This window comes from Enterobacter cloacae complex sp. IR5422 (genome assembly GCF_049238165.1).
GTDB lineage: Bacteria > Pseudomonadota > Gammaproteobacteria > Enterobacterales > Enterobacteriaceae > Enterobacter > Enterobacter roggenkampii.
Genome location: NZ_JBMKHT010000045.1, coordinates 16,397 through 31,215, shown reverse-complemented (window position 1 = coordinate 31,215; position 14,819 = coordinate 16,397). Strand labels below are relative to the sequence as shown.

Annotated in this window: 16 protein-coding genes and 5 tRNA genes; 19 read left to right on the top strand and 2 right to left on the bottom strand. The window is 53.2% G+C overall.

The window, feature by feature from the left end; all coding sequences use genetic code 11:
- Positions 1–493: 493 nt before the first annotated feature.
- The 18 genes from cydA (at position 494) to pnuC (ending at position 12,015) form a co-directional block, all read left to right on the top strand.
- Positions 494–2,062, top strand: a complete 1,569-nt coding sequence (cydA, locus tag ACOTXT_RS18290) for a cytochrome ubiquinol oxidase subunit I (protein ID WP_008501098.1) — start codon at positions 494–496, stop codon at positions 2,060–2,062.
- A 15-nt stretch (positions 2,063–2,077) separates the two neighbouring features.
- A complete protein-coding gene (gene cydB / locus ACOTXT_RS18285; RefSeq protein ID WP_008501099.1) occupies positions 2,078–3,217 on the top strand; it encodes a cytochrome d ubiquinol oxidase subunit II in 1,140 nt (379 codons plus the stop codon).
- 14 nt (positions 3,218–3,231) lie between these two features.
- Positions 3,232–3,345, top strand: coding sequence for a cytochrome bd-I oxidase subunit CydX (gene cydX, locus ACOTXT_RS18280; RefSeq protein ID WP_003858598.1), 114 nt, complete (start codon positions 3,232–3,234; stop codon positions 3,343–3,345).
- Positions 3,345–3,635 (top strand): cyd operon protein YbgE, encoded by a 291-nt coding sequence (ybgE, locus tag ACOTXT_RS18275; protein WP_106106241.1) that lies wholly within the window; start codon positions 3,345–3,347, stop codon positions 3,633–3,635. Before cydX ends, ybgE begins: the two co-directional genes overlap by 1 nt.
- Before the next feature lie 148 nt (positions 3,636–3,783).
- Positions 3,784–4,188: a tol-pal system-associated acyl-CoA thioesterase gene (gene ybgC, locus ACOTXT_RS18270; protein ID WP_003858593.1), complete on the top strand. Its 405-nt coding sequence runs from the start codon at positions 3,784–3,786 to the stop codon at positions 4,186–4,188.
- A complete protein-coding gene (gene tolQ / locus ACOTXT_RS18265; protein WP_008501101.1) occupies positions 4,185–4,877 on the top strand; it encodes a Tol-Pal system protein TolQ in 693 nt (230 codons plus the stop codon). The genes ybgC and tolQ overlap by 4 nt, the downstream gene beginning before the upstream one ends.
- Before the next feature lie 3 nt (positions 4,878–4,880).
- Positions 4,881–5,309, top strand: a complete 429-nt coding sequence (gene tolR / locus ACOTXT_RS18260; protein WP_003858589.1) for a colicin uptake protein TolR — start codon at positions 4,881–4,883, stop codon at positions 5,307–5,309.
- Positions 5,310–5,337: 28 nt separating this feature from the next.
- A complete protein-coding gene (tolA, locus tag ACOTXT_RS18255; protein WP_008501102.1) occupies positions 5,338–6,606 on the top strand; it encodes a cell envelope integrity protein TolA in 1,269 nt (422 codons plus the stop codon).
- Between the two features lie 134 nt (positions 6,607–6,740).
- Positions 6,741–8,033, top strand: a complete 1,293-nt coding sequence (gene tolB / locus ACOTXT_RS18250; RefSeq protein WP_013097529.1) for a Tol-Pal system beta propeller repeat protein TolB — start codon at positions 6,741–6,743, stop codon at positions 8,031–8,033.
- Positions 8,034–8,068: 35 nt separating this feature from the next.
- Complete coding sequence (gene pal, locus ACOTXT_RS18245; protein ID WP_003858578.1) at positions 8,069–8,590, top strand: peptidoglycan-associated lipoprotein Pal; 522 nt, start codon at positions 8,069–8,071, stop codon at positions 8,588–8,590.
- Between the two features lie 9 nt (positions 8,591–8,599).
- Positions 8,600–9,397 carry a cell division protein CpoB gene (gene cpoB / locus ACOTXT_RS18240; protein ID WP_021241013.1) on the top strand — a complete coding sequence of 266 codons (798 nt, stop codon included), beginning with the start codon at positions 8,600–8,602 and terminating at the stop codon, positions 9,395–9,397.
- A gap of 161 nt (positions 9,398–9,558) precedes the next feature.
- Positions 9,559–9,634: transfer RNA gene (locus ACOTXT_RS18235), tRNA-Lys, on the top strand.
- A 27-nt stretch (positions 9,635–9,661) separates the two neighbouring features.
- A tRNA-Val gene (locus ACOTXT_RS18230) sits at positions 9,662–9,737 on the top strand.
- 3 nt (positions 9,738–9,740) lie between these two features.
- Positions 9,741–9,816, top strand: a tRNA-Lys gene (locus tag ACOTXT_RS18225).
- 46 nt (positions 9,817–9,862) lie between these two features.
- Positions 9,863–9,938: transfer RNA gene (locus ACOTXT_RS18220), tRNA-Lys, on the top strand.
- 24 nt (positions 9,939–9,962) lie between these two features.
- Positions 9,963–10,038, top strand: a tRNA-Lys gene (locus ACOTXT_RS18215).
- Between the two features lie 191 nt (positions 10,039–10,229).
- Positions 10,230–11,273 (top strand): quinolinate synthase NadA, encoded by a 1,044-nt coding sequence (nadA, locus tag ACOTXT_RS18210; RefSeq protein WP_008501105.1) that lies wholly within the window; start codon positions 10,230–10,232, stop codon positions 11,271–11,273.
- A 22-nt stretch (positions 11,274–11,295) separates the two neighbouring features.
- Positions 11,296–12,015: a nicotinamide riboside transporter PnuC gene (gene pnuC, locus ACOTXT_RS18205; protein ID WP_023293003.1), complete on the top strand. Its 720-nt coding sequence runs from the start codon at positions 11,296–11,298 to the stop codon at positions 12,013–12,015.
- Here the strand turns inward: pnuC and zitB are convergent.
- Together zitB and ACOTXT_RS18195 are read right to left on the bottom strand one after the other, a co-directional pair.
- Positions 12,012–12,944: a CDF family zinc transporter ZitB gene (zitB, locus tag ACOTXT_RS18200; RefSeq protein WP_008501107.1), complete on the bottom strand. Its 933-nt coding sequence runs from the start codon at positions 12,942–12,944 to the stop codon at positions 12,012–12,014. The two genes, pnuC and zitB, sit on opposite strands and share 4 nt — an antisense overlap.
- A gap of 106 nt (positions 12,945–13,050) precedes the next feature.
- Positions 13,051–13,428, bottom strand: coding sequence for a YbgS-like family protein (locus ACOTXT_RS18195; protein ID WP_008501109.1), 378 nt, complete (start codon positions 13,426–13,428; stop codon positions 13,051–13,053).
- Between the two features lie 304 nt (positions 13,429–13,732).
- Between ACOTXT_RS18195 and aroG the strand changes: the two genes are divergently transcribed.
- Positions 13,733–14,785 (top strand): 3-deoxy-7-phosphoheptulonate synthase AroG, encoded by a 1,053-nt coding sequence (gene aroG / locus ACOTXT_RS18190; protein ID WP_055321524.1) that lies wholly within the window; start codon positions 13,733–13,735, stop codon positions 14,783–14,785.
- The last annotated feature ends 34 nt before the right edge of the window (positions 14,786–14,819 follow it).

Sequence of the window (14,819 nt, the reverse complement as noted above, 5' to 3'; positions counted from 1 at the left end):
TCTGGCGGCGTTTACTGGAAAACTCACTGTCGGCAAAAGTCAGTTGCTGGCTCATCCGGTTACTCATTCTGGGTTCAGGTTACAACACGATGATCTCACATCTCGGACTTATTCGCACCTTCCTTAACATCAAGGTTTGTTTTTGATTTAAATCAAAGTTTAATCCTTGGAAAAAGGTGCTGAAAAGCGCTAAATTGTTCCCGATCAAAATGGCCGAAAAGTGGTAATTTTGCTATAAATTGATCACCGTCGAAAAACGTAAATGTGATTCAATAAAAACCTGTTTATTGTAAGGGTTTTGCAGCGTATTATATTTGCGGTATCAATTTGAGTTTTTTATTAACGTATTTGTAACCTCACGTCATCGTTTTTATCCTCCTTCAGGGTAATAACGACGACAAGGATGCGAATAATTTGTATTGGGGCATGCGTGTGGATCTCTTTCTGACGGGGTTCACTCTCGGAGTCTTCATGCGATGAGCAAGGAGTCATGATGTTAGATATAGTCGAACTGTCGCGCTTACAGTTTGCCTTGACCGCGATGTACCACTTCCTGTTTGTGCCACTGACGCTCGGTATGGCGTTCCTGCTGGCCATCATGGAAACGGTATACGTTCTCTCCGGCAAACAGATTTATAAAGATATGACCAAGTTCTGGGGCAAGTTGTTTGGTATCAACTTCGCACTGGGCGTGGCAACCGGTCTGACCATGGAGTTCCAGTTCGGGACTAACTGGTCTTACTATTCCCACTATGTAGGGGATATCTTCGGTGCGCCGCTGGCCATTGAAGGTCTGATGGCATTCTTCCTTGAATCCACCTTTGTAGGTCTGTTCTTCTTCGGTTGGGACCGTCTGGGTAAAGTCCAGCATATGGCGGTGACCTGGCTGGTGGCATTAGGTTCGAACCTGTCCGCGCTGTGGATCCTGGTCGCGAACGGCTGGATGCAGAACCCTATCGCATCTGATTTCAACTTCGAAACCATGCGTATGGAGATGGTCAGCTTTGCCGAGCTGGTCCTGAACCCGGTTGCTCAGGTTAAATTCGTTCACACCGTCGCCTCTGGCTATGTGTGCGGCGCGATGTTTGTACTGGGTATCAGTTCTTACTACATGCTGCGCGGTCGTGACTTCGCGTTCGCCAAGCGCTCCTTTGCTATCGCAGCAAGCTTCGGTATGGCTGCGATTCTCTCCGTTATTGTTCTGGGTGATGAATCCGGTTACGAAATGGGCGACGTGCAGAAAACCAAACTGGCCGCTATCGAAGCCGAATGGGAAACCCAGCCGGCACCTGCTGCCTTTACGCTGTTCGGTATTCCCGATCAGGACGCGCAGGAAAACCGCTTCGCTATTCAAATCCCTTACGCGCTGGGTATCATCGCCACCCGTTCTGTTGATAAGCAGGTGACGGGTCTGAAAGAGCTGATGGTGCAGCACGAAGAGCGTATCCGTAACGGTATGAAAGCCTACTCGCTGCTGGAACAGCTGCGTGCCGGTTCTACCGACCAGGCCGTTCGCGATCAGTTTAACGACGTGAAGAAAGATCTGGGTTACGGTCTGCTGCTGAAGCGTTATACCCCGAACGTTTCTGATGCGACGGAAGCGCAGATCCAGATGGCAACCAAAGACTCAATTCCACGCGTTGCGCCACTGTACTTCGCATTCCGTATCATGGTGGGCTGCGGCATCATCATGCTGCTGATCATTGCGGCGTCCTTCTGGTCCGTGATTCGCAACCGCATCGGCGAGAAAAAATGGCTGCTGCGCACCGCGCTGTACGGTATTCCACTGCCGTGGATCGCGATTGAGTCCGGCTGGTTTGTGGCGGAATATGGCCGTCAGCCATGGGCGATCGGTGAGGTGCTGCCAACGGCGGTAGCGAACTCGTCCCTGACCGCAGGCGACCTGATCTTCTCCATGCTGCTGATTTGTGGTCTGTACACCCTGTTCCTGGTGGCTGAACTGTTCCTGATGTTCAAGTTCGCGCGCCTTGGCCCAAGCAGCCTGAAAACCGGTCGCTATCACTACGAGCAGTCCACTGCGACTACTCAGCCGGCACGCTAAGACAGGAGTCATCAAATGATCGATTATGAAGTATTGCGTTTTATCTGGTGGCTGCTGGTTGGCGTTCTGCTGATCGGTTTCGCCGTCACGGATGGTTTCGACATGGGGGTGGGGATGCTCACCCGTTTCCTCGGTCGTAATGACACCGAGCGTCGAATCATGATCAACTCCATCGCCCCGCACTGGGACGGTAACCAGGTGTGGCTGATCACCGCAGGCGGCGCGCTGTTCGCTGCCTGGCCGATGGTCTACGCGGCTGCGTTCTCCGGTTTCTATGTGGCGATGATTCTGGTGCTGGCCTCTTTATTCTTCCGTCCGGTCGGTTTCGACTACCGTTCGAAGATTGAAGATACCCGCTGGCGCAACATGTGGGACTGGGGCATCTTCATCGGTAGCTTCGTTCCACCGCTGGTGATCGGCGTGGCGTTCGGTAACCTGCTGCAGGGCGTACCGTTCCACCTGGACGAGTACATGCGTCTTTACTACACCGGTAACTTCTTCCAGCTGCTGAATCCGTTTGGTCTGCTGGCCGGTGTCGTCAGCGTGGCGATGATCATCACTCAGGGCGCAACCTACCTGCAGATGCGTACCGTGGGCGAGCTGCATCTGCGCTCCCGCGCGACGGCTCAGGTTGCTGCGCTGGTTACGCTGGTCTGCTTCGCGCTGGCCGGTGTGTGGGTGGTGTACGGCATTGATGGCTACGTGGTGACGTCTGCCATTAACCACACCGCACCGTCTAACCCGCTGACCAAAGAAGTGGCGCGTCAGGCGGGAGCATGGCTGGTGAACTTCAACACTACCCCTGTACTGTGGGCGATCCCGGCGCTGGGCGTGCTGCTGCCGCTGCTGACCATGTTGACGTCTCGTCTGGAAAAAGGCGCGCTGGCGTTCGTGTTCTCTTCACTGACTCTGGCATGCATCATCCTGACGGCGGGTATTGCGATGTTCCCATTCGTCATGCCATCCAGCACCATGCTGAATGCTAGCCTGACCATGTGGGATGCAACGTCCAGCCATATGACGCTGAACCTGATGACGTATGTTGCTTGCGTGTTCGTTCCGATTGTTCTGGCCTACACCATCTGGTGTTACTGGAAAATGTTCGGCCGCATCACGAAAGAACATATCGAAAGCAACACCCACTCTATGTATTAAGTAAGGAGCTGAATATGTGGTATTTCGCATGGATTTTAGGGACGCTTCTTGCCTGTGCATTTGGTGTCATCACTGCCCTGGCGCTTGAGCACGTAGAAGCGACCAAAGCGGGTGAAGAAAAACACTGATGAATATTATCGCGAAACTTTACGCGGTAATGGATAAGCGCCCGTTTCGGGCGCTTTCTTTAGTGATGGCATTACTGCTGGCAGGCTGTATCTTTTGGGACCCTTCGCGCTTTGCAGCGAAAACCAGCGAGCTTGAAATCTGGCACGGCTTCCTCATTATGTGGGCGGTGTGCGCAGGTGTGATCCACGGCGTGGGCTTTCGTCCGAAAGCCGTTCACTGGCAGGGAATTTTTTGCCCGCTAATCGCCGATCTGGTGCTACTCGCCGGTTTGATTTTCTTCTTCTTCTGAATAAGAAATGTCCGTTAACGTTATGGGCTTACCCGAGCCCATAAAAATTTACTCTCCGTTTACTTTCCCCCATTCCAAACCATCTTTCCCGCGCGTATAGTAGCGAAGTTTAAAAGCTCTAACTTTTGTTGCATTACTGGGATGTAAAGTGAATACAACGCTGTTTCGATGGCCGGTTCGTGTCTATTACGAAGATACCGATGCCGGTGGTGTGGTTTACCACGCCAGCTACGTTGCTTTTTATGAACGGGCACGCACAGAGATGCTGCGCCATCATCACTTTAGTCAACAGGTGCTGTTGGCTGAGCGAGTTGCCTTCGTGGTACGCAAGATGACGCTTGAGTATTTTGCGCCTGCCAGACTCGACGATATGCTCGAAGTCCAAACTGAAATTACATCAATGCGCGGGACCTCACTGGTTTTCACGCAGCGGATAGTCAACGCAGAGAATACCGTACTGAACTCAGCTGAAGTGCTGATTGTTTGTGTTGATCCAACCATAATGAAGCCTCGTGCGCTTCCTAAGTCTATTGTCGCGGAGTTTAAGCAGTGACTGACATGAATATCCTTGATTTGTTCCTGAAGGCAAGCCTTCTGGTTAAACTTATCATGTTGATTTTGATTGGTTTTTCAATCGCATCCTGGGCCATCATCATCCAGAGAACGCGTATCCTCAATGCCGCTGGCCGTGAGGCTGAAGCGTTTGAAGATAAGTTCTGGTCGGGCATTGAGCTTTCTCGTCTGTACCAGGAGAGCCAGGGGCGTCGTGAAAACCTGACCGGCTCCGAACAAATTTTCTACAGCGGTTTCAAAGAGTTCGCCCGTCTGCATCGTGCAAACAATCATGCGCCGGAAGCGGTGGTGGAAGGTGCCTCGCGTGCGATGCGCATTTCGATGAACCGCGAGCTGGAAAACCTTGAAACGCATATTCCGTTCCTCGGTACTGTCGGCTCCATCAGCCCGTATATCGGTCTGTTTGGTACCGTGTGGGGGATCATGCACGCCTTTATCGCGCTGGGCGCGGTGAAGCAGGCCACGTTGCAGATGGTTGCACCGGGTATCGCTGAAGCACTGATTGCGACCGCTATCGGTCTGTTTGCGGCAATTCCTGCGGTTATGGCTTACAACCGTCTGAACCAGCGCGTGAACAAACTGGAACTGAACTACGACAACTTTATGGAAGAGTTCACTGCGATTCTGCACCGTCAGGCGTTTACCAGCACCGAGAGCAACAAGGGGTAAACCATGGCCAGATCGCGTGGACGAGGTCGTCGCGAGCTCAAGTCCGAAATCAATATCGTTCCACTGCTGGACGTCCTGCTGGTACTGCTGCTGATCTTCATGGCAACAGCGCCAATCATTACCCAGAGCGTGGAAGTGGATCTGCCGGATGCGACAGAATCACAGGCGGTGAGCACCAATGACGATCCTCCGGTTATCATTGAGGTTTCCGGCGTAGGGCAATACAGCGTCGTGGTAGAAAAAGATCGTATGGATCAGCTGCCACCTGAGCAGGTTATTGCCGAAGCGCAGCGTCGCCTGGAGTCAAATCCGAAAACGGTCTTCTTAATCGGTGGCGCGAAAGACGTACCCTACGATGAAATTATTAAAGCGCTGAACTTGCTACATAGTGCGGGTGTTAAGTCAGTTGGCTTAATGACCCAACCTATTTGATCATCCGCGTAGTTTTTGGGAACCGATAGTGTCAAAGGCAACCGAACAGAACGACAAGCTTAAGCGAGCGATAATCGTCTCCGCAGTGCTGCACGTTATTCTCTTTGCAGCGCTGATCTGGAGTTCGTTCGACGAGCATATTGATGCATCAGCCGGCGGCGGTGGAGGATCTTCCATTGACGCCGTCATGGTGGATCCCGGTGCGGTAGTACAGAACTATAATCGCCAACAGCAGCAGAAGGCGAGTGCAAAACGGGCTGAAGAGCAGCGTGAAAAACAGGCGCAACAGCAGGCGGAAGAGCTGCGTGAAAAGCAGGCTGCCGAGCAGGAACGTCTGAAGCAGCTTGAAAAAGAACGTTTGCAGGCGCAGGAAGCTGCGAAAGCGCAGGCAGAGCAGCAGAAACAAGCCGAAGAGGCCGCGAAAAAAGCACAGGAACAGCAAAAGCAGGCGGAAGAGGCGGCAGCAAAAGCCGCAGCGGACGCGAAAGCACAGGCTGATGCCCAGGCGAAATTAGCGGCAGAAGCGGCGAAGAAAGCGGCTGCCGACGCCCAGAAGAAAGCGGAAGCCGAAGCGGCGAAGAAAGCGGCCGCTGATGCTCAGAAGAAAGCGGAAGCCGAAGCCGCGAAGAAAGCCGCAGCTGATGCTCAGAAGAAAGCAGAAGCGGAAGCCGCGAAAAAGGCCGCTCAGGAAGCAGAGAAGAAAGCTGCTGCCGAGGCCGCGAAGAAAGCGGCTGCTGCAGAGAAAGCAGCAGCAGAAAAAGCCGCGGCAGAAAAAGCGGCAGCCGCCGAAAAAGCCGCTGCTGACAAAAAAGCTGCAGCTGAGAAGGCCGCTGCCGATAAGAAAGCAGCAGCTGAAAAAGCGGCTGCTAAAAAGGCTGCCGCCGCTGAAAAAGCCGCTGCTGCCGCAGGGGTTGACGATCTGCTCGGCGATTTGAGCTCCGGTAAGAATGCGCCGAAAACGGGCGGTGGGGCGAAAGGAAACAACGCAGCGCCGACCGGAAGTGGTAACACTAAGAGTAACGGTGCGACAGGGGCTGAAATCAACGGTTATGCCGCGCAGATTAAATCCGCTATTGAAAGCCGATTCTATGATGCGTCTTCCTATACCGGTAAAACGTGTACGTTGCGTATAAAACTGGCTCCGGACGGCATGCTGCTGGATATTAAGTCTGAAGGTGGCGACCCGGCTTTATGTACTGCGGCCCTGGCTGCAGCGCGTCAGGCGAAGATGCCTAAACCGCCTTCGCAGGCAGTCTACGAAGTCTTCAAAAATGCGCCGCTGGACTTCAAACCTTAAGTTACATTTTCCCCGTGCAAACGGGGAAAAATAGACCAGGTTTAGTCACAGGGTTCGGGTAGTTTTGTCTATTTGAGTTTGTTAACATTCTGCTAAATTATCGTGGGTAAGGTTACCCGGATAAGGGAGATATGATGAAGCAGGCATTACGTGTAGCATTTAGTTTTTTAATGCTGTGGGCAGCAGTACTGCACGCAGAAGTACGTATCGAGATCACCCAGGGGGTGGACTCGGCTCGCCCAATCGGTGTTGTTCCGTTCCAGTGGGCCGGTCCTGGCGCTGCACCTGAAGATGCCGGTGGCATCGTGGCGGCTGACCTGCGTAACAGCGGTAAATTCAACCCGTTAGATCGTTCTCGCCTGCCACAGCAGCCGGGTAGCGCGCAGGAAGTTCAGCCTGCAGCATGGTCTGCACTGGGTATTGATGCCGTGGTTGTGGGTCAGGTTACCCCTAATCCGGACGGTTCTTACAACGTGGCCTGGCAGCTGGTGGATACCGGCGGTGCACCAGGTACCGTTCTGGCCCAGAACTCTTACAAGGTCACTAAGCAGTATCTGCGCTACGCGGCACACGCTGCCAGCGATGCGGTATTTGAAAAACTGACCGGCATTAAAGGTGCGTTCCGTACCCGTATCGCGTACGTGGTGCAGACCAACGGTGGTCAATTCCCGTATGAGCTGCGCGTATCTGATTACGATGGCTACAACCAGTTCCTGGTGAAACGCTCCTCGCAGCCACTGATGTCTCCAGCCTGGTCTCCGGACGGTTCTAAGCTGGCGTATGTGACCTTCGAAAGCGGCCGTTCTGCGCTGGTTATCCAGACGCTGGCAAACGGTGCGGTTCGTCAGGTGGCGTCTTTCCCACGTCACAACGGTGCGCCTTCGTTCTCTCCAGACGGCTCTAAACTGGCGTTTGCGCTGTCAAAAACCGGTAGCCTGAACCTGTACGTGATGGACATTGGCTCTGGCCAGATCCGTCAGGTGACCGACGGTCGCAGCAACAACACCGAACCTTCATGGTTCCCGGACAGTCAAAACCTGGCGTTTACCTCTGACCAGGCCGGCCGTCCACAAATTTATAAAGTCAACATCAACGGCGGTGCTCCGCAGCGTATTACCTGGGAAGGTTCTCAGAACCAGAACGCAGACGTGAGCAGCGACGGTAAATTTATGGTAATGGTCAGCTCCAACGGCGGGCAGCAGCACATTGCCAAACAAGATCTGGTAGCGGGTGGCGTGCAAGTTCTGTCGTCAACGTTCCTGGATGAAACGCCAAGTCTGGCACCTAACGGCACTATGGTAATCTACAGCTCTTCTCAGGGGATGGGATCTGTGCTGAATCTGGTTTCTACAGATGGGCGTTTCAAAGCGCGTATTCCGGCAACTGATGGACAGGTAAAATCACCTGCCTGGTCGCCGTATCTGTAAATAATAATTAATTGATTACTAAAGGAATCATAGAAATGCAACTGAACAAAGTGCTGAAGGGGCTGATGATCGCTCTGCCTGTAATGGCAATCGCAGCGTGTTCTTCTAACAAGAACGCCAGCAATGACCAGAGCGGCGAAGGCATGATGGGTGCCGGCACCGGTATGGACGCGAACGGCAATGGCAACATGTCTTCTGAAGAGCAGGCGCGTCTTCAGATGCAGCAGCTGCAGCAGAACAACATCGTTTACTTCGATCTGGATAAATACGACATCCGTTCTGACTTCGCTGCGATGCTGGATGCGCACGCTAACTTCCTGCGTAGCAACCCATCTTACAAAGTCACCGTAGAAGGTCACGCGGACGAACGTGGTACCCCAGAGTACAACATCTCCCTGGGTGAACGTCGTGCTAACGCTGTTAAAATGTACCTGCAGGGTAAAGGCGTTTCTGCTGACCAGATCTCCATCGTTTCTTACGGTAAAGAAAAACCTGCAGTACTGGGTCACGACGAAGCGGCTTACTCCAAAAACCGTCGTGCCGTACTGGTTTACTAAGAGAATTGCATGAGCAGTAACTTCAGACATCATCTGTTGAGTCTGTCGTTACTGGTTGGAATAGCGGCCCCCTGGGCCGCTTTTGCTCAGGCACCAATCAGTAGTGTCGGCTCAGGCTCGGTAGAAGACCGGGTCACTCAACTCGAGCGTATTTCTAACGCTCACAGCCAGCTTTTAACCCAACTCCAGCAACAACTTTCCGATAACCAGAATGATATTGACTCTCTCCGCGGCCAGATTCAGGAAAGCCAGTATCAGCTTAATCAGGTTGTGGAACGTCAGAAGCAAATCTTGTTGCAGATAGATAGCCTGAGCAGCGGTGGTGGTGCAGCAGCGCAGCCAGCCGCAGGCGATCAGAGCGGTGCGGCGACGTCTACGCCAGCGCCATCTGCTGATACGTCTGCCTCAACAGGCGCGCCTGTACAGAGCGGTGACGCGAATACGGATTACAATGCGGCCATTGCCCTGGTGCAGGATCAATCTCGTCAGGATGACGCGATTGCTGCGTTTCAGAGCTTTGTTAAGAAATACCCTGATTCCACTTATCAGCCAAATGCCAATTACTGGCTCGGTCAGTTGAATTACAACAAGGGTAAAAAGGACGATGCGGCGTTTTATTTTGCCTCAGTGGTGAAAAATTACCCAAAATCGCCGAAAGCGCCAGATGCGATGTATAAGGTTGGCGTGATCATGCAGGACAAAGGCGACACGGCGAAAGCCAAAGCGGTTTATCAGCAAGTGGTCGCAAAATTCCCGGGTACCGAAGGTGCTAAGCAGGCGCAAAAACGTCTGAATTCGATGGGATGATTATCGCATGACCAGAAATCGCGTTATTTCTGGTCGTGCAGCATGATTACTAAGCAGTTAAGTGATCTTCATCGAAATTTTTGTTGCGCAGAATTCTTAAATCAGTAATATATGCCGCCGTTGCCACGGGATATCAAACAACGTGAAAGCAGCATAAAAGTGGGTCGTTAGCTCAGTTGGTAGAGCAGTTGACTTTTAATCAATTGGTCGCAGGTTCGAATCCTGCACGACCCACCACTTAACGCAGTTCCGGCAGTACAGAGTGGGTGATTAGCTCAGTTGGTAGAGCATCTCCTTTACACGGAGGGGGTCGGCGGTTCGAGCCCGTCATCACCCACCACTCGGGTCGTTAGCTCAGTTGGTAGAGCAGTTGACTTTTAATCAATTGGTCGCAGGTTCGAATCCTGCACGACCCACCACTTTAAAGTGGTACCGAGTAAAAATCTTCGAAGTCAGCACCCGAATGGGTCGTTAGCTCAGTTGGTAGAGCAGTTGACTTTTAATCAATTGGTCGCAGGTTCGAATCCTGCACGACCCACCACTTCGAAGAAAAAAATCCCGCAAGGGGTCGTTAGCTCAGTTGGTAGAGCAGTTGACTTTTAATCAATTGGTCGCAGGTTCGAATCCTGCACGACCCACCAGTGTAGAAAGGCGCCCTAAAGGCGCCTTTTTGCTATCTGCGGTACAACAAATGCTCCGCCCATCTATTCCCGGTGACTTTTCACGCCAGATTCGCTATCTTGTTTAGTATACAAAACACAATTGCCACGCGTTTTGCTATGTCAGGCAAATGAAAGGCAATATTGTTAAGCCCGTAAAACGAGAAGCCATAATGAGTGTGATGTTTGATCCTGAAGCCGCAATCTATCCGTTTCCGCCTAAGCCTGTCCCGCTGAGCCAGGACGAAAAGCAGTTCTACCGCGAGAAGATTAAACGTCTTCTTAAAGAGCGCGACGCGGTGATGGTGGCCCATTACTACACTGACCCGGAAATTCAGCAGCTGGCGGAAGAGACCGGGGGCTGCATTTCTGACTCACTGGAGATGGCGCGCTTCGGTGCACGACATCCCGCTTCCACGCTGCTGGTTGCCGGCGTGCGTTTTATGGGAGAAACGGCAAAGATCCTGAGCCCGGAAAAAACCATTCTGATGCCCACGCTTAACGCGGAGTGTTCCCTGGATCTCGGCTGTCCGATTGACGAATTCACGGCCTTCTGTGATGCCCACCCTGACCGGACCGTGGTGGTTTACGCGAACACGTCGGCAGCAGTGAAAGCGCGGGCAGACTGGGTGGTCACGTCAAGCATCGCCGTTGAGCTGATTGAACATCTGGATAGTCTGGGGGAGAAAATTATCTGGGCGCCTGATCGCCATCTCGGTAATTATGTTCAGAAGCAGACGGGGGCTGACGTACTCTGCTGGCAGGGCGCCTGTATCGTTCATGATGAGTTCAAGACGCAGGCGCTGGCGCGCATGAAGGCGCTTTATCCTGACGCCGCCATTCTTGTGCACCCTGAATCTCCGCAGTCGATTGTCGACATGGCGGATGCGGTGGGTTCAACCAGCCAGCTTATTAACGCGGCCAGAACGTTGCCTCACAAGCAGCTCATCGTGGCGACCGATCGCGGTATCTTCTACAAGATGCAGCAGGCCGTGCCGGAGAAAGAGCTTCTCGAAGCGCCTACGGCAGGCGAGGGGGCAACGTGCCGCAGCTGTGCGCATTGCCCGTGGATGGCGATGAACGGCCTGAAAGCGATTGCCGAAGGGTTAGAAACCGGTGGTGCGGCGCATGAAATCCACGTGGATGCTGCCCTGCGTGAAGGCGCGTTAATTCCGCTTAACCGCATGCTGGATTTCGCGGCTACACTACGTACTTAATTCACTACGCCCCGGGGAAAAGATGGATTTTTTTAGCACACAGAACATTCTGGTTCATATACCGATTGGTGCAGGTGGCTATGACCTGTCATGGATTGAGGCCGTTGGTACGCTGGCGGGATTATTGTGTATCTGGCTGGCAAGCCTTGAGAAGATCAGTAATTATGCATTCGGGCTGATTAACGTCACGCTGTTTGCGATTATCTTCTTCCAGATCCAGCTGTACGCCAGCCTGCTTTTGCAGCTGTTCTTCTTCGCCGCCAATATTTACGGCTGGTATGCGTGGTCGCGTCAGAACAGCCAGCAGGAGGCAGAGTTGCAGATTCGCTGGCTGCCCTTGCCGAAAGCCATCGCCTGGTTTGTCGCCTGCGTGGTGGCCATTGGCTTAATGACCGTCTTCATCAATCCGGTATTTGCGTTCCTGACCCGCATTGCCGTTTCGGTCATGTCCGGCATCGGCCTGAACGTGACGATGCCAGAACTCCAGCCGGATGCTTTCCCGTTCTGGGATTCCTGCATGATGGTGCTGTCGATTGCAGCGATGATTCTGATGACCCGTAAATACGTTGAGAACTGGCTGCTGTGGGTCATCATCAACGTTATCAGCGTGGCGATCTTCGCCCTGCAGGGCGTCTATGCCATGTCGCTGGAATATCTGTTGCTGACCTTCATCGCGCTGAACGGTAGCCGGATGTGGATTAACAGCGCGCGTGAGCGAGGCTCTCGCGCGCTTTCCAGCTAGTGGTCATGATGATGTGAATGACCGGACTGCGCCTCGTTAAGGTGGCAGTCCGGTCCGCTACAGGGCTGATACTCCATCTGAACGGTGGCATGGCTAATGTCGTAGTGATGTTCCAGGAAGTGCTGGATGCGATCGAGCAGCGCATCGTGGTCGTGAGGCGGGATCACCTGGACATGGAGCGTCATGACCGGTTTCTCCCCCACCAGCCAGACGTGCACGTGGTGGACATTGCGGACTTCCGGAACAGTACGGCGCAGGTTGCGCTTCAGCTCGTCGATGTCCATGGATGCCGGAGCCCCTTCAAGCAGTTCATTCACGCTCTCCTTCAGCAGCCGCCAGGCGCTGCGCAAGACCAGACACGACACCAGCACTGACAAAATCGGATCGACAGGCGTCCAGCCGGTATAGAGGATCACCAGCGCGGCGACAATCGCCCCGACTGAACCGAGCAAATCCCCCAGCACATGCAGAGCCGCCGCGCGCACGTTGAGGTTCTTTTCCTCGCTGCCGCGGTGCAAAATCCAGAAGGCCAGGATATTCGCCACCAGCCCTGCCACGGCAATCACCATCATGGTCGCCCCGGCAATCGGCTGAGGATGTCTGAAGCGCTGAATGGCCTCCCAGACGATAAGAATGGTAATGACCACCAGGGCAATCGCGTTAACAAAGGCGGCAAGGGTCGTCAGCCTCAGCCAGCCGAAGGTATGGCGTGTATTGGGGGGACGACGGGCAAACTGGACGGCCAGAAGGGCGAAAAGTAGCGCCGCTGCATCGGTAAGCATATGCCCGGCGTCAGCCAGTAGCGCCAGAGAGCCGGAGACCAGACCGCCGATGACCTCAATAATCATGAAGGTTGCGGTGACGCCGAAGGCCAGCAGCAATCGTTTAGCGTTGTCGTCGCCGGCGGCGTGGGAATGTGTGTGTGCCATGTTATCTTTCCTGATTCGTTATCGTTTTTAGTGTAGCGTTTTTAATAGGTTACTCAAAAAGAAAGGAGAGCCTTAGCTCTCCTTTTATCATTAATTTCACAGCCGGTTACTGAGTCGTACCATCTGTTTTGGTATTGGCATCATCCCCCACTTTGTCATTCGGGTCGGGACATTTGCCATCTTTACACATGGAGTTCTTATGAACTTCATCTTTGCTCATGCTGTCATGATTCATGGTGCCGGAGTCGGTACCGTTGGGGTGCAGCATGGTGCCGCCGGTGTTGGTGTTTCCATTATTAATCTGACTATTATCGACATTGTTCGGGGCGACGTTCTGTTTGGCATCAGGGGCGACCTGGCCTGCTGACGCAGCCGCGTTTGCATCACCGTTACCCGATGAGCCCGTTTCGGCCGCAAGAACGCTACCGCTGGCCAGGGTGAGGGTGGCGGTCAGGAAGAGGGTTGCCAGTTTTGTCATTTTCATCATGGTGCTCCTGTTCTTGTCGTTACGCTGGATAACTTTTTCCAACAGTGCATCTTTTTCAGAGGCGAAAGATTCCGCCATACGGACTTACGTCAGTCGGGAATCGCGTTTAAGCGTGTAAAAATGGTTGTTACAGTTAAAAAGCTTAGGTTAGATCTCGTTTTTCGCTATTTTGTGGCGATTTTTAGGCGAATTCCAGGAATTATCTGCGTGAAGTGTAAAACCGTGTTTACACTTCCTGAGCGACAAGATAGATTGAAAGGATTGCTTTCATTACTAAAGATATGGCAGAGCTGGAACGAAGATGAATTATCAGAATGACGATTTACGTATTAAAGAGATCAATGAGTTATTACCTCCTGTAGCACTCCTTGAGAAATTCCCCGCCACTGAAAATGCCGCAAACACGGTTTCTCATGCTCGTAAAGCGATCCATAAGATCCTGAAAGGTAATGACGATCGTCTTCTGGTGGTGATTGGCCCATGCTCTATCCACGATCCTGCTGCCGCGAAAGAATACGCAGCCCGTCTGCTCACCCTGCGTGAAGAGCTGAAGGATGAGCTGGAAATCGTGATGCGCGTCTATTTTGAAAAACCGCGCACCACCGTTGGCTGGAAAGGGCTGATTAACGATCCGCACATGGATAACAGCTTCCAGATCAACGACGGCCTGCGCATTGCGCGCAAGCTGCTGCTGGAGATTAACGACAGCGGGCTGCCTGCGGCCGGTGAGTTCCTGGATATGATTACGCCCCAGTATCTGGCAGACCTGATGAGCTGGGGGGCAATTGGTGCCCGCACTACTGAATCTCAGGTTCACCGCGAGCTGGCGTCCGGTCTCTCTTGTCCGGTAGGCTTCAAAAACGGCACTGACGGCACCATTAAGGTGGCTATCGACGCCATCAACGCAGCGGGCGCACCGCACTGCTTCCTGTCCGTGACCAAATGGGGCCACTCCGCCATCGTTAACACCAGCGGTAACGGTGACTGCCATATCATTCTGCGCGGCGGCAAAGAGCCGAACTACAGCGCAAAGCATGTGGCCGAAGTCAAAGTCGGGCTGGAAAAAGCCGGGCTGCCACCGCAGGTGATGATCGATTTCAGCCACGCCAACTCAAGCAAGCAGTTTAAAAAGCAGATGGAAGTGGGCGCAGATGTCTGTCAGCAGATTGCCGACGGTGAGAAGGCGGTAATTGGGGTGATGATCGAAAGTCATCTGGTTGAAGGTAACCAGAACCTGGAAGGCAGCGAGCCGCTGGTGTACGGCAAGAGCGTGACCGATGCCTGCATCGGCTGGGACGATACCGACGCCATCCTGCGCCAGCTGGCGAATGCGGTGAAAGCGCGTCGCGGTTAATTCTGACGGCTCAAATAAAAAGCGCGGACGGTTC